The sequence below is a fragment of the Providencia sp. PROV272 genome (assembly GCF_049901975.1).
GTDB lineage: Bacteria > Pseudomonadota > Gammaproteobacteria > Enterobacterales > Enterobacteriaceae > Providencia > Providencia stuartii.
On record NZ_CP096291.1, the window covers coordinates 697,115 to 721,706 of the forward strand.

The following is a 24,592-nucleotide window of genomic DNA, read 5'->3' on the forward strand; positions in this document are numbered from 1 at the left end:
TTGGGCTTATTAATCATTATGTTTTTTATTAATTTACCCATAAGTTTTTAAAGAAGACTTATTCGTTAACAAGTATTTTGGGGGCGTTATGTTTATATTTAAACGAGCCATAACATCAATTGGTTTTATGATTTTATTTTTCGCTGGAACAGTAAATTCCACTTGTATTATCCAAAATGGTGGGATACCTGGAACACAAGTGAGTATTGGCTCTAAGGTTGACGTCAGTATATATGGGTTACAATTTCAGCCTGCTGGAACAAGAATTGCTTTTGATTCTATAACGAGCACTCAAATGGCATCATTAATGGGCGCTCCGCCAGATCGTGTCGTTTTTAAATGTGATATCGCTGATGCATCCTCTATTTTTGAAATATACTATTTACCTAAAACTTATATTTTCGATAACGCCGCTCCCGCGTTTACGTATGACAATATAAAATATTGGGGAACGAATATTCAAGGAATGGCTTTTGAACTATTTCTAGGTATGAATAGAGATGCTTCATATCAATTTGATAATGTGGTGAATGCGAAGCCTATGGCATATGACATAGATCCTGATAACCCACAAAAAATTAATATTAAGCTGAAACATTTTTCGGGTCTTTCTATTGAACAGGTTCGCTCTCAGCAAAATGTCAGTGGTAACTCGTTAGGTACCGTTGGGGTTGTTAATAGAGGGGTTGTTGGGTTCAAAGGCCCTGGGATCAATAATACGATAAATAATAACTATGAACCCGCAGGCTACACTTTTTTTAAAATACGTCAGCGTCCAGTCGGGGGACGTCAGGTTACAACTTGTGGTTTGAAATCATCGACATCAACCGTTTATTTAGGTAGCCATTCATCAAATGATATTCCATCAACTCCTACTCCTTTTTCTTTCACATTAGAATGTCAGAAAGGGGCTAAAATTAGTTATGGTTTTGCACCTGGTGAAGAAAATAGGGCTATGAATGAGGTTGACTATTTATTATTAGATCCTAATTTAGGCTCGACAGCAAAAGGGGTCGCGATAGAAATATTAAATTCATCGGGGCAGAGAAATAAACTACTTCGTTTAGGAGCAATTGATTCACCAATTCCTACAGCAAATAATTGGACTAGCGTTTCTGTGCCAACGACAGGCGCTGCAACACATGAGCTGCTATTAAACTTTACAGCACGCTATGTTCGTTATGGAACTGAGCCAATTAAACCAGGTAAAGCAAACAGTAAAATGACCATAACGTTAAATACTAATTAAATTTAACTATCAAATAAAAGCTTAGTTAATTTAGTATCGTTGAAAGAGTTAGCAAGATTTCGCTAACTCTTTTAATAAATAAAGAGCATTAATCGTAGGTCACATTTAGAGTGGGTTTATTGTTGAATTGATTATATTCGACTTTTACAAAATCAGAACTGAGTTTTTTGGCATTTTTAAGTGAACTGGTTTTGGTGATATTTTTACCATTGCGGAAACATTCAAGATCAATTTGTTCGCTACTGGATACTTTAACTGCGCATTGTGGCTCATAGACATAGCCAATAAAAGTAATGGTTCCACCTCCGATTCGATTGGTTGCAGCATGGGTAAAAGTAAAACTGGAAATGAGTAAAGCAGTCACTGTTACAATTGAGGATAAACATTTCATTGCTTCTACCTCCTAGTTGAACTAGCGCTAGTTAAATAACACGAGTAGCGCGTTACAAAATTCTCACTGACTAGTTTAGTTCAAATACGAGTAAAAAATATGATTTATGCTAATAAAATATCGATTTTATTTAGTTTATTTTGTAACAGCATGAAATTTAAACGAATTTATTTGGTGTAATATTCTAAAAAGATGGCTAAAAATAGATAGATACCGACAATAAGTCGGTATCTAATAGAGATTATCAATATGAAATTTTATTAGATTGCTATTAATTGATTTTATATTCTAAAGGATTAGCGTTTGATAGCATGGGTTGTGGAATAACTAATTGATATTGCATATCAATAATAATCGGATCCCTTGGTGTTGGCTGGTATTGAAAAGTGATATATCACATTATTTGGCAGGTGATTTGCCCTTGTTTTAATCAACAAGGGCTTTTTATTCGAATTTTATTCTGATTATTTAAAGATTTTGAAACGAATTTCATCATCCATAAAGTCTTTATCACCCGCAGGAGCATTAATTGACCCAAATACCATTTGAGCACGTAGTACCCAATTATCAGGTGTTCCCCACTCTTTTTGTACCTGAGTATCAATGAGTGGATTATAGTGTTGCAGTGATGCCCCGACGTTTTCTTGCGCTAAGGCTGTCCATACCGCAAATTGTGCGATACCGCTGGCTTGTTCTGACCAGATTGGGAAATTGTCGGCATAAAGTGGGAATTGCTCTTGTAAGCCTTTCACGACCGCCATATCTTCGAAAAATAAGATAGAGCCAGCACCCGCAGCGAAGCTATCAATTTTTTGTTCAGTAGCTGCAAATGCCTGTTCTGGCACGATGGCGCGCAATGTTTCTTTGGTGATGTTCCACAGTTTTTTATGCTCTGCGCCAAATAAGATCACAACACGTGATGTTTGTGAGTTAAAAGAAGAAGGTGAATGTTTTACTGCTTCTTTAATTAATTTTGTAACATGCTCTTCAGAAACTGGTAATGCATCGCCGAGGTTATAAATAGTGCGACGATTTTTAATCATTTCAATAAATGCGTTTGACATGTGAGTCTCCTAGCTATTTGTTAAGTATTACTATAGCGCTGTGAAGGGAAAATCATAGAAAAAAAAATTAACGGTAAGGTTCAAATTTTTCGGCTGAGTCAATTTAATTGTTTTTTATTAAAATCAATTAAATACAAATTGTTATTTTTTATGATTACATTGGGGAGCATCTATCAGCCCTTCATGATAGAAAATTGAAAGAAATTTTTGATTGATGTGGTAAGGCGCTTTTATCTAGGAATGTTTTGTTCCTATGATAAAGCGCCATTTATATTTTAACGGATACGATATCGGCTAGGTAATTCACTAAAGCCAAAACCGTTGGTCTTTTTCACGGGGATCTGTACAGAAATTCGCTCTTTCATCGCTTCAACATGGCTAATTACCCCAATCGTTTTTCCGGATGCATTCAGGCTTTCTAACGCATCTAAGGCAATATCTAATGTTTCAGGGTCGAGTGTGCCAAAGCCTTCGTCGAGAAATAAAGACTCGAGTTGAGTTTTGTTACTCACCATATCCGATAATGCGAGAGCAAGCGCTAGGCTGACTAAGAAACTTTCTCCGCCAGAGAGGGTTTTAATATCCCTGATAGTATCGGCCTGCCAGCCATCAATCACTTGTAATTCCAGATCCGCATTATGATTACGTTTTAGCAAATAGCGACCATGTAGCTTATCCAAGCGCAGATTAGCGAGAGAAATGAGGCAATCAAAGGTTAACCCTTGCGCGTAACGGCGGAATTTATCTCCTTCCGCTGAGCCAATCAGTTCGCAGAGATATCCCCAATCTTCATAGTGGGATTGGCTCTGCTCGATTTCTTGTAATAAGCCACGTTGTTGGTGACGTTGTTGTTTGTCTGCTTCGAGTTGGCTGAAGATCTGCCCCTGTTGTTTATTGAGATTTTTAATCTCCTCATCAAGCTGAATAATTGCTTGCTGCCACTCCTCCAAGCTTGCCTCAATATGATCATCGGGCTTTTGGGCCAAATGTTCTTGTCGTGCGCGCTCACCTTCTTTATAACGGGTTTGCGCTTGTAAACGTGACTGGAGTAATCGTTGTTGCAATTGTTCAAGTTGCAGCTTTTCATCCGGCGCTAATAGTGCGGCTAAGAATGCTTGCTGTGTTGCAAATGGGCTAGTCGAAAGGGCATGCTCGAAGCGCTGCTGTGCTGTGGTTAACTGATATCGTGTCTTTTCTATCGTCGTGATGACCTCGTTAAGGCTGCCTTTTAGAGAAGCTAAGTGTTTTTCATGATGCGTGACCTGCTCATTAAGTTGTTGTTGCTGATGAGCCAGTTTGTTTTGCTGATCTTGCAATCTACCCATAAATTGTGAAATAGATTGCCCATCAAGTAATAGCTGCCGTGCCGCCTGTTTTTGTTCAACCTGTTGTTGTAACTGTTGCAATTGCTGTTGCGTATTTTCTAGCCGTTTACTTAAATGGGTTTGTTGAGCTAACTCAACTTGCAACGTCGCCTCAGCGACCGCTATTTTTTGGCTAATATCTTGCGCACTTTGTTTTTTCGCAGCATATAGCTGACCACGCTGCTCTAGTAACGTAAACCACGGTTCAAAACTTTCGCTTTCAGGCAACCTAAATTCAGCCAAAGCCTCGTGGAGCTGTTGCTGCTGCTGATTATGGCGCTGTTGGTGTACGACATGCTCTTTTTGTGTTTCATCAATAAGTTGGTGCTGATGCTTAATTCGTTCAGTAAGCAAGGCGAGCGAGGATTGTTGCTGTTTATTTAATGACTGCTGCTCATGTAATCGGTGTTTAAGTTGTTGATATTCACGTTCGAGGGCGGTGAACGCCTGTAATGACTGCTGTTTCTCTGATAACTGTTTTTGGATATCCGTGAGCAACTGCTCTACGGCAGCATGAGTCGTGGTCAGTTCAGGGGCGAGAGCTTTCTGGCACGCGGTCATCCATTGTGTTCGCAGCTGACGCTCTTGAGCTATAAGCTGCTGTTGTGCCTGTTGATTTTCTGCTTGGCGCTGCATTTCTCTTTGCAGTAGCGACTGTTGAGTGACTTGCGTTTGCTTAAGCTCTTCTAACTGTTTGGTTAATGCGATTAAGCGCTGTTCAGTTTGCGTTGGCTCTACAGATTGATATTGTTCAATTGCAGGGTGTTCGGTAGAGCCACAAAGTGGGCAAGGCTCACCCGCAATAAGTTGTTGGCGCTCCTTTTCTAAACTGACGATTTTCTGCTCTAAGCGTAACCGCGCATTCAAATCTGTTAAATGAGGCTGAAGGTGCGTAATTTGTGTTTCAGTTAGCTGGAGCTGCTTTTCAGCCTGAGAAATTGATTGGGTTAGCTCCTCTTGCTGATGTTGTTTGATTTTTAATTGGTTTTGCTGCTCTTGCCATTGAGATAACAATAAAGGTAAAAGTTGGGCATGTTGTGATCTGGTGTGTAGCTGTTCTATTGATTGATTAAGTTGTTCAATATCTTGTTTTTCTTGCCACTCTAGATAGCGACTTTCAACGAGTTGATATGCCGCAGTATCCTGTTCAAGTTGGTGCTGCGTTTGGGCATTTTGCTCAATTTGCTGTTGTTGCTCGCTAACTAATGCTGACTGCTCTTGTTGCAGTAGTTGTTGTTTTTGCTCTAAGGCTTGTACTTTTTGACTCAATTCATCAATAAATTGACCTTGTTGCCGCCATAAACCTATTTGTTGGGTAATAGCCGCATATTGGGGATGTTGCTGTAGGTAATGTTCAATTTGCTGTAACTCTTCACGGTCCAAATGAGCTTGATGTTGGGTTCGAGTAATTAAGCTGTGCTTCGATTGATATTCCGTGTGATATTGCTCTTTTTGTTCTGAAATTTCTTTAATCTGTTGGTGTAGATGAAGAATCGCATTATCTAATGGGCGAACGTGGGTATCGATCAACACGGTTTGCTGCTGAACATAATTTTGGTGCTGGCTATGCTCATGTTGGACTTGAGCAAGTTGTGCTTGTAAAGGCGTAAGTTGTTGAGTGTTATTTTCACACTGTTGTGAAAGGCTCTGTTGCTTCTCTAATAATTCATTTAATGCCTGTTGTTGGCGTTCCACATCCTGCCATAAAGGACGCAAATTTTCGGCAGGCAGATTGTCTGAGAGTTTTTTAAACTGAGGCTCAGCGTCTTGATATGCCTTTTCAGCCTGCTGTTGATCAAGCTCTAACTGATGTAAGCGGGCAGTTAACTGTTGTTGGCGTTGCTGCCAATATAACGCTTGTTGGTTTTGCGTTCGTTTTTGATTAAGCTGTCTTTCTTGGTCTGCTAATACGGTTTGTTGTTCGATGAGGGCTTGATGTTCGCTTTCGGTGAGCAAATGAATGCTTTGCGCTCGAGCTTTTAAAATCTCTAAATCATTTTTGACCTGTTTGTGCTGGCGATAGATATAGCTGGATATTTGACTATAAATTTCCGTGCCGGTGATCTCTTCTAACAGATCGGCTCGCTCTTTTTCGCTCGCATTTAAAAAGGCGGCAAAATCCCCTTGTGAAAGCAAAATAGACTTTGTAAACCGTCCGAAATCTAGCCCTGTGATCTGAACAATTTGTTCTCGTATGTCACTGACTTTTTCCGCAATGATTTTGCCGTCACTGACAGTCGCTAGCTCGGCTTTTGGCGGTTGTAATTTTCCTTCTGGCTTGTTGCTGGCTCGTCGTTGGCTCCAAAATGCGCGGTAAGCGATACCTTTGACCTCAAATTCCACTTCAGCCAAGCACTCGCCAGTATGGCGTGTCATAAGCTCATTCTGTTTAACGGATAGCGTACTTAAACGAGGTGTTTGGTGATAGAGTGCGAGACAAATAGCATCTAGTAAGGTGGTTTTACCCGCCCCAGTAGGGCCTGTGATCGCAAACAATCCTTGGCTAGCAAACGGCTCTTGGGTGAAGTCAATTTTCCATTCGCCTTTTAGAGAGTTAATATTTTTTAGGCGTAGACTTAAGATTTTCATGAATTTCCCTCTAACTCAGCACGCAAAGCGTCATAAGATTGCCTAAAGAGTACTAATAAGCGCTGCTCTTTTTCTTTATCATCTAGCGACTCTTCCGCTAAACGACGCAAAAATACCTCTTCGGCGGTAAGCTCATTTAAGGTTTCATTAGCGAGAGCTTGTTGGGGGTTTTGTGGTTTACGTGCACGGCGTAACAATACAACTTCAACGGGTAAGCCTTTGATAATACTTTCGATACGTTGTTGGATATCAGCAAGATAGTCCTGTGAAGCGACTTCGATATCTAACCAAACTGGGGGCGTATCTGGCTCGATAGAGAGTACATGTAACTGCTTTTGAATGTCTGCAAGTGACCCTTTTAGTGTTTGCAAAGGTTGAAAAGTTGGGATCGCAAGTTGGTGGATCTGCGACAGTTCGTGGCCATCAAACTCCACTAAGCAAACACTTTTTTGTTGGTTCGCTTCATCAAAGCTTAATGCAATCGGTGAACCAGAGTAGCGAATATGTTGCTGTTGACCAATAACTTGCGGACGATGAATGTGCCCCAAGGCGATATAGTCAGCCGGAGGGAAAGCGGCAGAGGGAAATGCGTCTAAAGTACCAATATAGATATCACGCACAGAGTCCGTCAATTCAGCCCCGACAACCGTTAAATGCCCCGTTGCGATAATTGGGATATCTAACCCCATAGTTTGCCGCTGCTGCTCGGCAAGCTGATAGCTAGCTTGGTAATAGTCACGAATGGCTGTTTGTAATGATAGCTGCTTCTCTTCACTGCTCTGTCCTGCAACACTTAATTGAATATCTCTAGGGCGTAGAAAAGGGATCGCACACAACAGTGCTCCGGGTTGCCCTTGTGCATTCTTTAATGTGATCACATGGGGCGTTGCTCCTGAAGTGACGACATCCGTATTCAAATAGGCAAGCAGTGAACTGGTTTCATTTAAGACGGAAACAGAGTCATGGTTACCACTTAGGATCACCAATTGGCAGCCTGTTTGCTGTAGCGAGACGACAAATTGATTATAAAGCTCACGGGCATAACTTGGGGGGGAGCCGGTATCAAAAATATCTCCCGCAACAATCATGGCATCAACTTGATGAAGTTTAACCTGCTCAATAAGCCAAGTTAAAAACTGTTGATGTTCGGCTGCGCGGCTTTTAGTGAAAAAATACTGGCCAAGGTGCCAGTCAGAGGTATGGATAATACGCATGAAGGCCCCTTCCTACGGCTTTATATGTATACTATGCTCAGTATACCCTATCATGACCCTTTAAGGGGATCTCTGAACAAGCAGACAATTCAATGTGATAACGATAGGCGAAGCAGCAGGCGCGACAATGTAAAGTATGACGAGAATGTTTCACTTAAATGACAATTTACCGCTAATATAGAAAGGATTATTGTTATTTGATGACGGTATTCATAATTCTGTCATAAAAGTGACGCATAATGCTTTCACTTTTAATGATCTCTTCTTATTTACAGGATTAATCATGGCAAGACGCATTCTAGTGGTTGAAGATGAAGCGCCCATCCGAGAAATGGTTTGTTTTGTATTAGAGCAGAATGGTTTTCAGTCGATTGAAGCTGATGATTATGATTCCGCCATCGCGCAGTTAGTTGATCCATTACCCGACCTTGTTTTATTAGATTGGATGATCCCTGGTGGTTCAGGCATTCAAGTGATTAAACACATGAAACGTGACAGTGATACGCGCGATATTCCTGTGATGATGTTAACCGCAAGAGGGGAGGAGGAGGACCGCGTAAAAGGCTTGGAAGTGGGGGCGGATGATTACCTAATAAAGCCGTTTTCACCCAAAGAGCTTGTCGCTCGTGTGAAAGCCATTCTACGCCGTATTTCCCCGATGGCAACAGAAGACATTATTGAAATGAACGGGTTAACACTAGACCCAACGTCTCATCGGGTCAGCAGTAATGACACTCCTATTGATATGGGGCCGACGGAGTATAAGCTGCTGCATTTCTTTATGACTCACCCTGAACGAGTATATAGCCGCGAGCAGTTACTCAATTATGTATGGGGAGCGAATGTGTATGTTGAAGATAGAACGGTTGATGTGCATATCCGCCGCCTCAGAAAAGCCTTGGAGGCTGAAGGGCATGATAAAATGGTTCAAACAGTGCGTGGTACTGGTTATCGCTTCTCAGTGCGTTACTGATCAATAACAGGAGATACCAGTGCTTGAACGCCTATCATGGAAACAGCTAATTTGGGGGCTGTTTTTATTCATCTTACCTGCATTAATCTTATCGATTTTTATCGGCCATCTTGCATGGCTTTTAGTCATCTCATTGACCGCCGCGCTGATTTGGCACAGTTATAACTTGATGAAGTTGTCATATTGGTTATGGCTTGATCGGAGCATGCTGCCCCCTGATGGTAAAGGCGGCTGGGAGCCAATCTTTTATGGGATCTATCAGCTTCAGCAGCGCAACCGAAAACGTCGGCGTGAATTAGGGCAGTTGATCAAACGCTTTCGCAGTGGCGCAGAATCTCTCCCTGATGCCGTCGTAATGATGACTCTTGAAGGGAATATTTTTTGGTGTAATCGCCATGCTCAACATTTATTAGGTTTTCGCTGGCCGGAAGATAGCGGGCAACCGATTTTTAATTTATTACGCTATCCAGATTTCAGCCGTTATTTTACATTACAAAACTATGAACAAGCGTTAACGATAGAGCTAAACAGTGGCGCTATTGTTGAATTCCGTGTCTTACCTTATACCGAAGGTCAGCTATTAATGGTTGCGAGGGATGTCACGGAAAAGCACCGATTAGAAAAAGCACGTAGAGACTTTTTTGCGAATGTCAGCCATGAACTACGCACACCACTAACGGTGATCCAAGGTTATCTTGAAGTATTAGATGATCAAGAAAATGCCTCAGCTGCCAACAAAAAAGCGTTAACGGTAATGCAAGAGCAGGCGCATCGAATGGATAATTTGATTAAACAACTGTTACAGTTATCTCGCATTGAAGTGGCGCCTCATATTAATTTAGATGAGCAGGTAAATATTCCTGTAATTTTAAAAATGATTGAACAGGAAGCGATGAGTTTAAGCCAAGGGCGGCAACAGTTTAAATTTATGGTTGATGAAAAGCTGTATGTTTACGGTAATGAAGAGCAGCTTCGTAGTGCGGTGGCTAACTTGGTCTATAATGCCATTATGCATACACCGGAAGGAACAACGATCCAAGTCAGTTGGCAGAAAACACATAATGGGGCACGTTTTGGCGTTGCTGATAATGGGTTGGGGATCCCCCCAGAGCATATTCCACGTTTAACTGAACGTTTCTACCGTGTTGATAAGGCGAGGTCTCGCCAAACAGGGGGAGGAACGGGGCTTGGTTTAGCGATCGTCAAACACGCTTTGCAGCATCATAATAGCCAATTAATGATAACCAGTCAGTTAGGCAAGGGGAGCGAATTCTCTTTTACCCTGCCTCCTGTATTGATCGTATCAGACAAAAAAACAGCTAAAACACTTCATTAAAGACGTGACATACCTCGATGAGAGCGGCAAACAGCCGTTCTTATCGACCCAATCCAACATATCATTATCACCGCCAGATATGTCGCTCCTTCTTATTTAAAAAATGAATCTCTCTATATTTGTGATGGGTTATTAAAAATTTCTGTTTTCTAAAAAACCTATATTTCGCTTTGCAAAACCATAATCGATTTAAAAGATAAGATAAATAATGGTTTAATTGGTTGTTTTTTGTTCAAATCATATAGCGCATATTCTTATTTTACTGACAGTAATCACTAGTTATAAAAAATACTTTAGAGATTTATTCTTGTTTTTAGGTTTGCTATTGCCTTTTTTCCCTATAAAAGTTTTACTTGTAGCCAGTTATTGGCGATTTTTTCTGTTTTTTGATTTTTAATCTTGCCTGATGTGATAAATCGTACACATTGTATTGTTTATCAACTTGTTAATTAGAATTCTATACCGCCATTTATAATTCAAAGAGTTACTGATTGGTTACTCTATATTTTCTAACACCGTTACAAAGATTTAACATAAAATATGGCTCATCGTTTAACATCCAGAGATATTCTTGCCTTAGGTTTTATGACCTTTGCGCTCTTCGTTGGTGCTGGAAATATCATATTTCCACCAATGGTTGGCTTACAGGCTGGCGAGCAAGTGTGGACTGCCGCGCTAGGCTTTTTGGTTACAGGTGTGGGGTTGCCTGTTTTAACCGTTGTGGCATTAGCCAAAGTGGGTGGGGGTATTGAAGCCCTAAGTACACCTGTTGGTAAAACGGCGGGGCTATTGCTTGCTGTTGTTGCTTACCTGTCCGTTGGCCCGCTATTCGCCACGCCTCGCACTGCGACGGTTTCTTACAAAGTGGGGATTGCACCGCTACTTGGTGGTGAATCAGATATATCATTATTAATTTATAGTGCAGTCTATTTTGTGCTAGTCATCGGTATTTCTCTATACCCAGGTAAACTACTGGATAGTGTAGGTCACATACTGGCACCTGTAAAAATGTTAGCCCTTGCTATCCTTGGTGTTGCGGCTGTGCTTTGGCCGGCAGGTCAACCTATGTTATCAACAGATGAATACCGCGATATGGCCTTCTCAAATGGCTTTATCAATGGCTATTTGACGATGGATACATTGGGAGCAATGGTCTTTGGTATCGTGATTGTTAATGCGGCTCGTTCGCGAGGTATCGAAAACTCCTCACTGCTGACCCGCTATACCATGTGGGCGGGGCTGATTGCGGGAGTGCTACTGACACTGGTTTACCTTTCACTATTTAAATTAGGTGAAAACAGCGCATCCATTATTCCAAACCCTCAAGATGGTGCTGATATTCTGCATGCCTATGTTCAGTATACATTTGGTAACTATGGTAGCTTCTTCCTTGCCGTATTGATTTTTGTTGCCTGTATGGTGACGGCTGTTGGTTTGACCTGTGCTTGCGCGGAGTTCTTTAGCCGCTATGTGCCAATCTCTTACCGCACGCTAGTTTTGGTACTTGGTGCATTCTCCATGGTCGTTTCTAATCTTGGATTAAGTAAACTGATTGCGTTTTCTGTTCCTGTATTAGTGGCGATTTACCCACCTTGTATTGTGCTTATTTTATTAAGCTTTACTTTAAAGTGGTGGCGTAACCCAAGTGTGGTGATTGCCCCAACCATGTTGACCAGTTTTATTGTGGGGTTAATTGGTGCAGCGAAAGCGTCAGATCATCTGAAAACGTATATTCCTGATTGGATGACTGGAATTCCGTTATATCAACAAGATTTGGCATGGTTATTACCATCATTTGTGGTGTTAATTGTAGCGGCAATTTGTGACCGAGTGATCACACCCGCAGCCGAACATAAACAAGCCTAAAAATATCAATATTCAATAATAGAAAAAGGAGCTTATTAGCTCCTTTTTTACTTCTTATTCTGACGGAAAAATATCATAAAAAGAAAGGGTTAAAATAAAAATAGTGCTTTTAATTGCAGTTATTACTTATTGTGATATTAATAATATAAATATGTAGACAAGAGTCATCTGTGATCTTTTGTTTATAAGAAATAATCTGCTATTGGAGCCTTGCATGAAAAAAAATGTTGCTAGCGTGATTGTTGATATTCTCCAAAATTCAGGTGTGAAGCATTGTTATGGCATCGTTGGTGATACTTTAAATTATGTCACGGATGCGATACATGAAAGTAAGATGGAGTGGATCCATGTAAGGCATGAGGAGGTTGGGGGATTTGCCGCCGGTGCCGAATCCTTTATTTCAGGCCAACTCACCGCATGTGCAGGCTCCTGTGGACCTGGAAGCTTACATTTTATTAATGGATTATATGAATCACATCGCAATGGCGCGCCTGTTATTTTGATTGCAAGCCAATTAGATACTAATACAACCGATAGTTCTTTCCCTCAATACGTCGATTTTAAATCCGTTTATAGTGAATGCTCAGTATTCTGCGAAGAAATTATTAGCCCTGATAAAGCGATTGAAGTGACAAAAAATGCCATTAGTGCAGCTTTAAGTCAAAAAGGTGTCGCTGTTATTATTCTTCCAGTAAATATAAGTAAGTCTGAAATAGACTATCCAAATAAAATAGCCGTCAATTATCATCAACCGCGAATTATCCCTGCTCAAGAAGATATTAAAGCGCTGGCAGATGTATTAAATAAAGGTAAGAAAATAGGTATTTATGCGGGAATTGGTAGTAAAGATGCCAGAGGAGCACTTCTTCAATTGGCAGAAAAATTAAAAGCGCCAATTGCACATACCTCACGAGCCAAAGATTTTATTGAATATGATAACCCATATAATGTGGGAATGACGGGAATGATCGGTATTGAGTCCGGTTTTACCATGTTAAAAAACTGCGATACTTTGCTGCTGTTAGGTACTGATTTCGCATGGCCTCAATTTTTCCCTGAAAAAGCAACCATCGTACAAGTTGATATTAATTTAGAAAATATCGGTAAACGCCACCCTGTCAATTTAGGGCTCAATGGTGATGTCAATGAAACCTTATTGCAATTATTGCCTTTAATTGACAATAAAACCGATGATGAGTTTTTACGTAAATCTGTCGATTTGCACAAAAAGACACTCGAAAAAATTAGCTGGCTAGAAAAAGGGGCGAAAGCTCATGTCATCCACCCTCAATACCTTGCTCAGCTACTCGATAAGCATGCAGATAGCGACGCTATTTTTACGGCAGATGGGGGTTCTGCAATGGTTTGGATGCTGCGCTATATCAATACCAATGGGCAGCGAAGAACATTAACGAGCTTAAAACATGGCACCATGGCTAACGCAATGCCTCAAGCATTAGGATTGAAAAAAGCGTTTCCTAATCGCCAAGTGATCTCTATGTCAGGTGATGGTGGGTTAGCGATGCTATTAGGCGATCTACTCACTATGACGCAAGAAAAATTGGCGGCAAAAATCGTTATCATCAACAATAAATCGCTTAACTTTGTTGAATTAGAACAAAAAGTTGAAGGGTTATTGAATAACTATACCGATTTAGAAAACCCTGATTTTGGTAAGCTGGCGAGTGCGTTAGGGATGTTTGGTGAATCAGTTGAATCCCCAGAAGCATTGGAGGACGCTGTTATCCGCTTCCTAAATTATAATGGCCCAGCGGTATTAAACGTGCATACTTCACCGAATGAATTGGTTATGCCACCGAATGTAGAGCTTAATAGTGTTGTCGGTATGGGGCTTTATACGGCAAAAGCGGTTTTACATGGTCGTAGTGAAGAAGCGATCAGCCTTATTGTGGATAATTTTATTCGTAAATAACGCAAGGTAATTTCAGGCCGTGGGTCAACATCAAGGTGTTTGGCTGCGGCCATAAGAGATTGTGAAAACCATTAAAAATATCAATTTGTTGATTTTTTAGTAGATAACACTAAGCGGGTCTCCCCACTTAGCTAATCATTTAAATGGCGGGTTATCCCGCCATTTGTTTTAAGTGTGGATTTTAATCGACACCAACGGCTTTACCGGCTGGACGACGAACATCATTTGAACCGTAGATATAGCCTTGGCGAACTTTGCCTGAAACTGCGGCATCATTGCCTGATGAGTCTGTTTTATCTCCTTTAGCATCCGGTACGGGCACCATAATTAACTCTGCTGCACCCCATGGTGTTTGTTCTACCATTTTGTAACCCATCTTATCGAGCAACGCTAAGGTATCTTTAGAGACACCACGCTCCTCATAGTAAACTTCATCGGGTAACCATTGATGGTGGATACGCGGTGCGTTCACGGCTTCTTGAGGAGGCATTCCATGGTCAATGATATTCAGGGCGGTTTGCAATGTGATTGAAATAATCCGTGACCCGCCCGGGGAGCCGAGCACTAAGAACACTTTACCATCTTTGGTCACTATGGTTGGGCTCATCGATGATAGTGGGCGCTTACCAGGAGCAATCGCGTTTCTTTCACCTTGAACTAAACCATACATATTTTTCTCACCGACTTTGGTGGTGAAATCATCCATCTCATCATTTAAAAAGAACCCTGTACCAGGCGGGATCACCACGGAGCCGAAACGTCCATTGATGGTATAAGTCGTTGAAACCGCATTACCTTTGTCATCGACAACAGAGTAATGAGTGGTTTCTGGTTTTTCATGTGGCCCTACACCGGGTTGGACTTGTGTTGATGGCGTTGCTTGGTTAGGTTTGATCTCTTTACGTAGCTCTTCTGCGTAGGCTTTACTCAATAACTTGTCGGTTGGGTTATCGACAAATGCCGGATCGCCTAGGAAAGTGTTTCTATCCATGTAGGCATGGCGCATTGCCTCTGTGAGAGTATGAATATATTCTGCCGAATTGAACCCCATCTCTTTAAGGTTATAGCCTTCTAAGATATTGAGTGTTTGGCAGATGGTTACCCCACCCGAGCTAGGCGGTGGTGCTGAAATAAATTTATAGCCTCGATAGGTACAGCTAATTGGTGTGGTGTCGGTGATCGTATAATTAGCAAAATCTTTTGCGGTTAAGATCCCCCCATTCTTTTTAGACGCTTCTTCTACGATCTTCGGTATTTCGCCTTCATAGAAAGCTTTAGGGCCTTCTTTCGCAATTTTTTCAAGGGTATTGGCTAAGTCGGTTTGTACTAACAGATCGCCGGGTTGAAAGGCACTACCATTAGGTTTTAAAAAAATGCGTGCGACTTCTGGGTCTTGCTTAAAGCGATCGACAGTGGTATCTAGGACATCGGTATCTGCCCGCGTTAAAACAAAACCTTCTCTGGCTAATTTAATTGCCGGCTCCATGACTTGCTGGCGGCTCATTGTGCCATATTTTTCGAGCGCATAATCAAGCCCTTTTACCGTTCCCGGAACCCCCGATGCGAGGTAACCATAGAGGCTGGCACCTTTTATTAAATTACCATTCTTATCTAAGTACATATTAGCGCTAGCGGCTTCTGGGGCGGTTTCTCTAAAGTTGATAAAAAGATCTTTGCCATTAGCAAGGTGAATGGTCATAAATCCGCCGCCACCAATATTCCCACAGCATGGATTAACCACGGCTTGGGCATATCCCACAGCAACAGCCGCATCAACTGCATTACCGCCTGCATTAAGGATGTCGGCACCAATTTGAGAGGCTAGGTGTTGAGAAGACACAACCATTCCTTTTTTGGCCTCGACAGCAGGTTCTGAGGCGGCAAAGAGTTGAGGTGAGATAAGCAGTGAAAGTAATAGGACAGAGGGGCGCCATGATGTTTTTATCATTCGTATCTCCCGATGAATAAAATGGAATGGGCTTTTTATGAAATTGAGTAACACAATTAACTAATGTGATTCATTTGTTAATTAATTGTGTTCTTTATGTATAGCATAAAATAGCTGGAGAGACTGAAAGATACAATCGAGAAATGTTAACAATGTAGTGAAAAAATTAACTTAAAAATATAAAACAATGGGTTAAGCAGAGCCTGATCGTGGCTCTGCTTAGGGAGACCAATTTATTTTTGGTTGAACAATGCAATATGGATCCAGCCGTTATTGGTCAGTACCAATGGGCTTTGTTGTGATTTTTCAGCACGCTCTTGGGTTGATTTGATTTGTGGGTAGGCGGCAATGACTTTTTCATTTTTGGCCCAAGGTGCCACATCTTCAATTTTTTGTTTAAAGTTAGCGATAGAGATTTTTTGACCACCGCGCTCAGCTGGCTCTGTGAAATTCGTGACTTCAGTGACCACTAACTTACCTGTACAGAAGCTGCCACGCCCAGAAAATTCGGCTTTTGCTTCATCAAAGAATTTTTGACCTTCACTCGTTAAGGTAAATTCAACACCTTCACCTGTTTGTTCTGTTCCCCACATATCTTTGATAACGACTTTTTTTTCTGATTTGTTTAATAATCCAGCATCAACCAAACTATCTAATTGTTCTATTTTTCGAGTATTTGCTTGTGCTAAAAGCTCAGCAGGGAATGGGCCAGTATTGATACAAATAGCCGATTTAGTATCGAGATAATCTTGAATGGATTTTTTGAAATTACTTTCAGAGGCTGTTTGGTTGTTATCACAGCCTGCAAGCAAAGTACCAGCTATAACAACCGATGCTAACAGTTTAAATTTCATCGTTTTTTCCTACTTTACGATTGACGCTATATTGAGTTAAAAATGTAACTATTTATGGATAAATGTAACCATATTATAAATAGCAGTCCTGTAAAAGTATGGTGCGCTATATATCCTCAGATATATTGTTCTTTAGCATCAATTAAGAACTTTCTAGCAATAATTATTTGAAAAAAGACGAATAAAAAGCAGAGAATAAAGTAAAAGCGGGCAAATGGGATTGTCAAAAATAAAAAATCGGCATAAACCGAAGTTTATGCCGATCCATAAAAACAGTAAACGCTATGAATTATAGGCCAGTTGCGTTTTTAGTCAGGTAGTCAGCAACACCTTTAGGTGATGCGTTCATGCCTTCTTTACCTTTTTCCCATTGCGCTGGGCAAACATCACCGTGCTCTTCGTGGAATTGCAGCGCATCAACCATACGCAGCATTTCATCGATGTTACGGCCGAGTGGTAGGTCGTTAACGACTTGGTGACGCACAACGCCATTTTTGTCGACCAAGAAAGAGCCACGCAGAGCAACGCCAGCTTCTGGGTGCTCAATGCCGTATGCTTTCATGATTTCACGTTTGACGTCAGCAACCATTGGGTATTTCACTTCACCAATACCGCCGTTATCAACAGGAGTTTTACGCCATGCGTTGTGAACGAATTCAGAGTCAAAAGAAACACCGATTACTTCCACACCACGTTTTTTGAATTCTTCATAACGGTGGTCGAACGCGATAAGTTCTGAAGGACAAACAAAAGTGAAGTCCATTGGCCAGAAGAAGATCACCGCTGGACGGCCGTTTAGGTGATTTTTCAGGTTAAAGTTGTCAACAATTTCACCGTTACCTAGAACAGCTGCAGCAGTAAAGTCAGGGGCTTGACGTGTTACCAGAACCATAATTTACTCCTATGAGTTTGAATTAAAGGTTTTATATCCATAATAGTTTAAACCACTTATTGGACCGCGTTAGGTGCCTAGTGATAGCGCTATTTTGCTGCTAGGAAGCCTTTCGCTGGTTGCCAACAAACCGTTCAAATTATTTAGGCAATATATCAAGAGAGAATATGAAATTCCCTACAAAGAATAAAGGTATAAATACCAATTTCTGTGATAGTTTTTATCTATCAATTATACTTATTTAACAAATTGATATCAATACAATAGTTTTATTACGGTAAAGTACAAGTGATAATTGATCAAGGCTTCAGTGTTGTGAGGTGACCGACAAATATTCCTTGTTCAGCCTGTTGTATCATTTGCGGATAAAACTGGAAAAAAATCTGTTCAAGTGGCTTATATTGCAATAAAAAGTCATCAAAAGAGCCGCTAAGCGCATGTAGTTTAGGCCGCCGACGTGCCATTCCATTCAACGATTGCCCTATATATGTTTTATCTGCATAGCGAATTAACCAATTTTGGGGCCAGAGAAACTCATTTAACTCCTGAAACTTTTCAGGCGTATGACGCAGATTAGGTTCAATTTGGCGACGTGCATAATAGATGAAATCGGCCAATCCGATAGTTTGTTCGATTTTAGACCAATGCAATGAGAGGAAATGATCCCATACAAGGTCAAGTGTGATCGGCGCGACCCGACGGTAATCCGGCCTGAACAGTGCGCGCGCTTCTTTGACTAAAGGGTGAGAGTCTGTCGCCTTATCAACGGCTCGATGCATAGTGATCCCCGCGACAACATCGGGCGCATAATGGCCTTCTGGGTTGCCACGAACGAAGTCGGCCATGATATTGCCCAATAGGGAGCTATTCGCTTTATAGGCAAGATGCAAGTGAGCAAGAAAGTTCATGTTGATATCATATACTCGATGCTTGGTAAATTATAGCCCGTTTACTGTGCACGCATCTTTAGATGTCTATGGTCTGTTGTTTTAACACGGATCTGAAATTGCCTAGAGATATCCGTTTAGCACGAAATCGAATAGCAAACAGCGATGCAGCGATGACATAAGGAAGAAAATTTTCGTGACTTGAGAAATATTTGTTAAATATTGAAGGTTTTTTCGGCAAAAATACGCTTATTTCTTGCGCCTTTGAGTGCTCAGCACTAGACTAGTCGCCTGTTTTTTTAGATTGAAGTTAAGACAATGCGTGTTTCCGATTTTACTTTTGAGTTACCTGAAGAATTAATTGCCCATTATCCTCAAGCGCAGCGAAGCGCATGTAGACTGCTAAGCCTTGATGGCCCAACGGGGCAGCTCACGCATGGTATTTTTACGGATATCCTTGAGAAACTGTCACCCGGTGATCTGCTGGTGTTTAACAACACGCGTGTCATTCCAGCAAGGCTATTTGGTCGTAAGGCGAGCGGTGGCAAAATCGAAATGCTGGTCGAACGAATGCTGGATGAGCATCGCGTACTTGCTCATATTCGGGCATCTAAAGCCCCGAAAGAGGGGGCAGAGCTGATTTTAGGTGAAGATGAAAGCGTTAATGCGACTATGGTTGCGCGCCATGGGGCTTTATTTGAAGTGCAGTTTGATGATCAGCGCGATGTATTGAGTATCCTCAATGAAATCGGGCATATGCCATTACCACCTTATATCGACCGCCCTGATGAAGAATCGGATAAAGAACTGTATCAAACCGTTTATAGCCAACGTCCTGGCGCGGTTGCAGCTCCTACCGCTGGCTTGCATTTTGATGAGCCTTTATTGGATGCACTACGTGAAAAAGGCGTTGAAATGGCGTTCGTCACCTTACACGTCGGCGCGGGAACCTTTCAACCCGTGCGTGTTGACACTATCGAAGATCATGTCATGCATTCTGAATATGCAGAGGTGCCACAAGAGGTTGTGGATGCCGTATTGGCATGTAAAGCGAGAGGTAACCGTGTGGTCGCTGTCGGAACCACTTCTGTACGCTCATTAGAAAGTGCGGCAAAAGCGAGCCAAGATGCGCTCATTGCCCCATTTTTTGATGATACCCAAATCTTTATTTATCCAGGGTTTGAGTATCAAGTGGTTGATGCTTTGATCACCAACTTCCATTTGCCAGAATCGACACTGATTATGTTAGTTTCTGCATTTGCTGGATATCAAAATACTATGCAGGCCTATAAAGAAGCAGTAGCACAAAAATATCGTTTCTTTAGTTATGGTGATGCTATGTATATCACGCGTAATCCTGATGCTCGTTTTGAGCAGATTGGGCAGTAGCGTGAGTTAGATAGGCGGTGGATAAGCTGCTCGCCTGTGAAAGTTAATATCAGCAACAGACTGTTTTTCTGCTGCTAGGAGAAATAAACGTGAAATATGAATTACAAACCACGGATGGCAATGCGCGTCGTGGGCGCTTGATTTTTGAGCGTGGCGTGGTGGAAACCCCCGCTTTTATGCCTGTTGGTACTTATGGAACAGTCAAAGGGATGACCCCAGAAGAGGTCAAAGAAACAGGTGCACAAATTCTGCTTGGTAACACCTTCCATTTATGGTTGCGCCCAGGGCAAGAGATCATGAAATTGCATGGTGACTTACACGATTTTATGCAATGGCAAGGTCCTATCTTGACTGACTCAGGCGGTTTCCAAGTCTTTAGCCTTGGTGCTATGCGTAAAATTAAAGAAGAAGGTGTGCATTTCCGTAACCCTATTAACGGTGAAAAAATCTTCTTAAGCCCTGAAAAGTCAATGGAAATTCAATACGATCTCGGCTCAGATATCGTGATGATTTTTGATGAGTGTACGCCATATCCTGCCGATTGGGATTACGCGAAGACATCCATGGAGATGTCCTTACGTTGGGCTGCACGTAGCCGTCAACGCTTTGATGAATTAAACAACAAAAACGCACTATTTGGCATCATTCAAGGTAGTGTTTACGAAGATTTACGTGATATTTCAGTTAAGGGGCTGGTAGAGATCGGCTTTGATGGGTACGCTGTAGGCGGCCTCGCGGTAGGCGAGCCAAAAGAAGATATGCATCGTATCTTAGAACATGTATGCCCACAAATTCCGGCGGATAAACCTCGCTATTTAATGGGGGTTGGTAAACCGGAAGATTTAGTTGAAGGTGTTCGCCGTGGCATCGATATGTTTGATTGTGTGATGCCAACACGAAATGCGCGCAATGGTCATTTATTTGTCACGAATGGCGTGGTAAAAATTCGCAATGCGAAGTATAAATCGGATACTTCAACACTCGATCCTGAGTGTGATTGCTATACTTGCCGTCATTATAGTCGTGCGTATTTACACCATCTCGATCGTTGTAATGAAATTCTTGGCGCAAGGCTAAATACCATTCATAATTTGCGTTATTATCAGCGTCTAATGGCTGGTATTCGTCAAGCGATTGAAGATGGTAACTTTGAAGAGTTTGCGAAAGATTTCTATCAGAAGATTGGCAAAAGCCAACCTTCATTAAATATGGAATGAATTTAAGTGCGAAATGAGCTTAATCTGTGTAGCATATTAAGCTTTGCTGTACTTATGTTTTAAATAGCGTTCAATAACAATGAGGAAAGTTGAATGAGTTTTTTTATTTCTGAAGCAGCGGCATCTGCAGGCGCGCCAGCACAGGGCAACCCGTATACGATGATTATTATGCTCGCCGTGTTTGCTTTGATCTTCTATTTTATGATTTTACGTCCACAGCAAAAACGTGCTAAAGAGCATCGTAAACTGATGGAGTCAATCACTAAGGGCGATGAAGTTTTAACAACAGGTGGTTTGATTGGTCGTGTAACCAAAGTTTCTGATAATGGTTATGTTGTTCTTGAACTGAGTGAGAACACCGAAGTAACTATCAAACGTGATTTCGTTGCTGCTGTTTTACCTAAAGGCACAATGAAAGGTATTTAATTTCTGATTTTTCCCGAAGGGAACTGCCGTGCTAAACCGTTATCCTTTGTGGAAGTATCTGATGCTGATCGCTGCGATCCTCATCGGTCTGCTTTATGCGCTTCCAAACCTATATGGTGAGGATCCGGCTGTTCAAATCACTGGCGTGCGGGGAACCGCCGCCAATGAGCAAACGCTGATCCAAGTCCAAAAAACGTTAGAAAAAGACAATATCCAGAGCAAATCTATTGCCTTGGAAAATGGGGCTGTACTTGCCCGATTCAACAACCCGGATATTCAATTGCGCGCTCGTGAAGCACTGGTTAGCGCTCTGGGTGACCAATATGTTGTTGCATTAAACCTTGCACCTGCAACACCTAAATGGCTAGAAGCTGTTGGTGGTGAGCCGATGAAACTCGGTCTAGACCTGCGTGGTGGGGTTCACTTCCTCATGGAAGTCGATATGGACACTGCATTAAGTAAATTGCAGGAACAAAACATGGACGGTATACGTAACGATTTGCGCCAAGCAAAAGTACCGTACTCTTCTATCCGTAAAGGCGACAATTACAGCGTTGAGATCCGTTTCCGTAATGCTGATGATCGTAGCCAAGCAGAGAAAATACTCCTTCGTAAGTTCCAAGATCTTGTATTTTCTAATGGTAACAATAATACCATGACTGCGGTTATGACGGATGAGCGTCTACGTGAGGCTCGTAACTATGCCGTATCTCAAAACATTACCATTATTCGTAACCGTGTAAACCAATTGGGTGTTGCAGAACCTCTTGTTCAGCGCCAAGGTGCGGAGCGTATTGTTGTTGAGTTACCTGGTATCCAAGATACCGCGCGTGCCAAAGAAATTTTAGGGGCAACGGCAACCTTAGAGTTCCGTTTAGTTAACCAAAGTGTTGACCCAGCAGCGGCAGAAAATGGCCGTGTGCCAGGCGATTCTGAGGTTAAGTATGATCGTAATGGCTTCCCTTACGTTCTGTATAAGCGAGTCGTCCTGACTGGTGACCACATCACTGACTCAACTTCAGGTAGTGATGAAAATGGTGCGCCACAAGTAAGTATTGGCCTTGATAGCGCGGGTGGCTCTGTCATGTCTGATTTTACCCGTGACAATCAGGGTAAACAAATGGCAACGCTGTTTGTTGAATATAAAGACAGCGGGAAAAAAGATGCCGAAGGCCGTGTAATTTTGATGAAAGATGAGAAAGTGATTAACGCGGCGAATATTTCTGCGCGTTTCGGAAGCCAATTCCGTATCACGGGGATCACTGATCCAAACGAAGCTCGTCAATTGTCGCTATTGCTACGTGCTGGTGCGTTAATTGCGCCAATCCAAATCGTTGAAGAGCGTACTATTGGGCCGACTCTTGGTTTACAAAACATTGAACAAGGTCTAAAAGCTTGTTTAGCTGGTTTGTTCGCCTCAATCTTATTTATGATTATTTACTATCGTAAGTTTGGTTTGATTGCGAGTACGGCGCTGTTTGCAAACTTGATCATGATTGTTGGGGTGATGTCCTTGTTACCAGGCGCCACACTGACCATGCCAGGTATTGCCGGTATCGTACTGACCCTTGCTGTCGCCGTCGATGCTAACGTTTTGATTAACGAACGTATTAAAGAAGAGTTGCGCAATGGGCGTTCAGTCCAGCAATCTATTCATGAAGGCTATAAAGGCGCTTTCTCAAGTATTATCGACGCAAACCTGACTACACTTATCACTGCAATTATTCTGTATGCAGTGGGTACAGGGTCAATCAAAGGCTTTGCAATTACGACAGCTATCGGTGTCGCCACCTCTATGTTTACAGCTATTATTGGTACACGTGCTATCGTGAACCTGCTATATGGCGGTAAACGTATCAACAAGCTGTCAATTTAAGGAGCACGTTGTGGCACAGGATTATACTGTTGAACAATTGAACTATGGTCGTAAAGTCTATGACTTTATGCGCTGGGACAACGTTGCCTTTGGGATTTCTATTGTATTACTGATCGCATCTATCGCGATTATTGGGATGAAAGGCTTTAACTGGGGCCTTGACTTCACTGGTGGTACAGTCATCGAAGTCAACCTGAGTCAGCCAGCTGATTTGGATAAAATTCGTGACAGTCTTTCTAATACGGCTCACAAAGATCCTTTAATCCAAAATTTTGGTAGCAGCCGTGACATCATGATCCGTTTACCACCTATTGAAGGGGTTGCAGGTCAAGAAGTCGGTAAAGAGATCATCACTATCATCAATAAAAATGTTGATGAGCAAGCGACAGTGAAGCGTATTGAATTTGTGGGGCCTAGTGTTGGGGCAGAACTTGCTCAAACAGGGGCACTTGCACTATTAACGGCGCTTATCTGTATCTTGATTTATGTTGGTTTCCGCTTTGAATGGCGTCTAGCGACAGGTGCAGTATTAGCACTTGCCCATGACGTTGTGATTACGTTAGGTATTCTATCTTTGTTCCATATTGAGATAGATATGACCATCGTGGCGTCATTGATGTCCGTTATTGGTTATTCACTGAACGACAGTATCGTTGTATCTGACCGTATCCGTGAAAACTTCCGTAAAATTCGTCGCGGTACACCGTATGAAATCATGAACGTCTCTTTAACACAGACCTTAAGCCGTACCATTATGACATCTGCAACAACACTGTTAGTGGTGCTGATGCTGTATATCTTCGGTGGCGCGATGTTAGAAGGCTTCTCATTGGTCATGTTAATCGGTGTAACCATCGGTACGATTTCATCTATCTATGTGGCTTCTGCACTAGCACTGAAAATGGGTATGAAACGTGAGCACTTACTTCCACCGAAAGTTGAAAAAGAAGGTGCTGACCAAGAGTCTTTACTACCGTAATCCCCATTGGGTGAAAGTTGGTGGCTTAGGTGACTGAATGAAAGCCGTCTGGTGTGTTCTAAAAAGATGGCTTAAACATGAAAACACCCCGTTAGACTGCAAATGTACAGTCTTGCGGGGTGTTTTTTATTAAGCTCTGGGTTAC

18 protein-coding genes are annotated in these 24,592 nt (G+C 41.9%); 10 read left to right on the forward strand and 8 right to left on the reverse strand.

Features of this window, described 5'->3' with window-relative positions:
• Positions 1-88: 88 nt before the first annotated feature.
• Positions 89-1,249 carry a fimbrial protein gene (locus M1E93_RS03045; protein ID WP_426207094.1) on the forward strand — a complete coding sequence of 387 codons (1,161 nt, stop codon included), beginning with the start codon at positions 89-91 and terminating at the stop codon, positions 1,247-1,249.
• An 88-nt stretch (positions 1,250-1,337) separates the two neighbouring features.
• Here M1E93_RS03045 and M1E93_RS03050 read toward each other — a convergent pair whose 3' ends face one another.
• The 4 genes from M1E93_RS03050 to sbcD all read right to left on the reverse strand — a co-directional run bounded on the left by M1E93_RS03050 (position 1,338) and on the right by sbcD (position 7,871).
• Entirely contained in the window at positions 1,338-1,640 is a 303-nt protein-coding gene (locus M1E93_RS03050) for a hypothetical protein (RefSeq protein WP_004926928.1), read from the reverse strand.
• A gap of 464 nt (positions 1,641-2,104) precedes the next feature.
• The gene (locus M1E93_RS03055) at positions 2,105-2,704 is read right to left on the reverse strand and encodes a nitroreductase family protein (protein WP_004926931.1); all 600 of its coding nucleotides are present in this window, start codon (positions 2,702-2,704) and stop codon (positions 2,105-2,107) included.
• Positions 2,705-2,979: 275 nt separating this feature from the next.
• On the reverse strand, positions 2,980-6,657 hold the full coding sequence (locus M1E93_RS03060) for an AAA family ATPase (protein ID WP_426207095.1): 3,678 nt from the start codon (positions 6,655-6,657) through the stop codon (positions 2,980-2,982).
• Positions 6,654-7,871, reverse strand: coding sequence for an exonuclease subunit SbcD (sbcD, locus tag M1E93_RS03065; protein ID WP_426207096.1), 1,218 nt, complete (start codon positions 7,869-7,871; stop codon positions 6,654-6,656). The genes M1E93_RS03060 and sbcD overlap by 4 nt, the downstream gene beginning before the upstream one ends.
• 283 nt (positions 7,872-8,154) lie before the next feature.
• On the opposite strand from sbcD, the gene phoB reads away from it, so the two are divergent.
• The 4 genes from phoB to M1E93_RS03085 all read left to right on the forward strand — a co-directional run bounded on the left by phoB (position 8,155) and on the right by M1E93_RS03085 (position 13,979).
• The gene (phoB, locus tag M1E93_RS03070) at positions 8,155-8,844 is read left to right on the forward strand and encodes a phosphate regulon transcriptional regulator PhoB (RefSeq protein WP_014656785.1); all 690 of its coding nucleotides are present in this window, start codon (positions 8,155-8,157) and stop codon (positions 8,842-8,844) included.
• 19 nt (positions 8,845-8,863) lie between these two features.
• Entirely contained in the window at positions 8,864-10,180 is a 1,317-nt protein-coding gene (gene phoR / locus M1E93_RS03075; protein ID WP_426207097.1) for a phosphate regulon sensor histidine kinase PhoR, read from the forward strand.
• 540 nt (positions 10,181-10,720) lie between these two features.
• The gene (gene brnQ / locus M1E93_RS03080; RefSeq protein WP_004926953.1) at positions 10,721-12,046 is read left to right on the forward strand and encodes a branched-chain amino acid transport system II carrier protein; all 1,326 of its coding nucleotides are present in this window, start codon (positions 10,721-10,723) and stop codon (positions 12,044-12,046) included.
• A gap of 214 nt (positions 12,047-12,260) precedes the next feature.
• Entirely contained in the window at positions 12,261-13,979 is a 1,719-nt protein-coding gene (locus M1E93_RS03085) for a thiamine pyrophosphate-dependent enzyme (RefSeq protein WP_036941831.1), read from the forward strand.
• Between the two features lie 181 nt (positions 13,980-14,160).
• Here M1E93_RS03085 and ggt read toward each other — a convergent pair whose 3' ends face one another.
• The 4 genes from ggt to M1E93_RS03105 all read right to left on the reverse strand — a co-directional run bounded on the left by ggt (position 14,161) and on the right by M1E93_RS03105 (position 18,581).
• Entirely contained in the window at positions 14,161-15,927 is a 1,767-nt protein-coding gene (ggt, locus tag M1E93_RS03090) for a gamma-glutamyltransferase (RefSeq protein WP_426207098.1), read from the reverse strand.
• Between the two features lie 233 nt (positions 15,928-16,160).
• Positions 16,161-16,781, reverse strand: a complete 621-nt coding sequence (locus M1E93_RS03095) for a hypothetical protein (RefSeq protein ID WP_004926962.1) — start codon at positions 16,779-16,781, stop codon at positions 16,161-16,163.
• A 289-nt stretch (positions 16,782-17,070) separates the two neighbouring features.
• On the reverse strand, positions 17,071-17,673 hold the full coding sequence (locus M1E93_RS03100) for a peroxiredoxin C (RefSeq protein WP_004926964.1): 603 nt from the start codon (positions 17,671-17,673) through the stop codon (positions 17,071-17,073).
• Between the two features lie 299 nt (positions 17,674-17,972).
• Positions 17,973-18,581 (reverse strand): ACP phosphodiesterase, encoded by a 609-nt coding sequence (locus M1E93_RS03105; protein ID WP_014656782.1) that lies wholly within the window; start codon positions 18,579-18,581, stop codon positions 17,973-17,975.
• Between the two features lie 297 nt (positions 18,582-18,878).
• Between M1E93_RS03105 and queA the strand changes: the two genes are divergently transcribed.
• The 5 genes from queA (at position 18,879) to secF (ending at position 24,447) form a co-directional block, all read left to right on the forward strand.
• Positions 18,879-19,949 (forward strand): tRNA preQ1(34) S-adenosylmethionine ribosyltransferase-isomerase QueA, encoded by a 1,071-nt coding sequence (gene queA, locus M1E93_RS03110; RefSeq protein ID WP_036941828.1) that lies wholly within the window; start codon positions 18,879-18,881, stop codon positions 19,947-19,949.
• 89 nt (positions 19,950-20,038) lie between these two features.
• Positions 20,039-21,166 carry a tRNA guanosine(34) transglycosylase Tgt gene (tgt, locus tag M1E93_RS03115; RefSeq protein WP_004926970.1) on the forward strand — a complete coding sequence of 376 codons (1,128 nt, stop codon included), beginning with the start codon at positions 20,039-20,041 and terminating at the stop codon, positions 21,164-21,166.
• Between the two features lie 93 nt (positions 21,167-21,259).
• Positions 21,260-21,592 carry a preprotein translocase subunit YajC gene (gene yajC, locus M1E93_RS03120; protein WP_004926971.1) on the forward strand — a complete coding sequence of 111 codons (333 nt, stop codon included), beginning with the start codon at positions 21,260-21,262 and terminating at the stop codon, positions 21,590-21,592.
• Positions 21,593-21,620: 28 nt separating this feature from the next.
• Positions 21,621-23,468: a protein translocase subunit SecD gene (gene secD / locus M1E93_RS03125; RefSeq protein WP_014656779.1), complete on the forward strand. Its 1,848-nt coding sequence runs from the start codon at positions 21,621-21,623 to the stop codon at positions 23,466-23,468.
• 10 nt (positions 23,469-23,478) lie between these two features.
• Positions 23,479-24,447: a protein translocase subunit SecF gene (secF, locus tag M1E93_RS03130; protein WP_014656778.1), complete on the forward strand. Its 969-nt coding sequence runs from the start codon at positions 23,479-23,481 to the stop codon at positions 24,445-24,447.
• Positions 24,448-24,592: the final 145 nt, after the last annotated feature.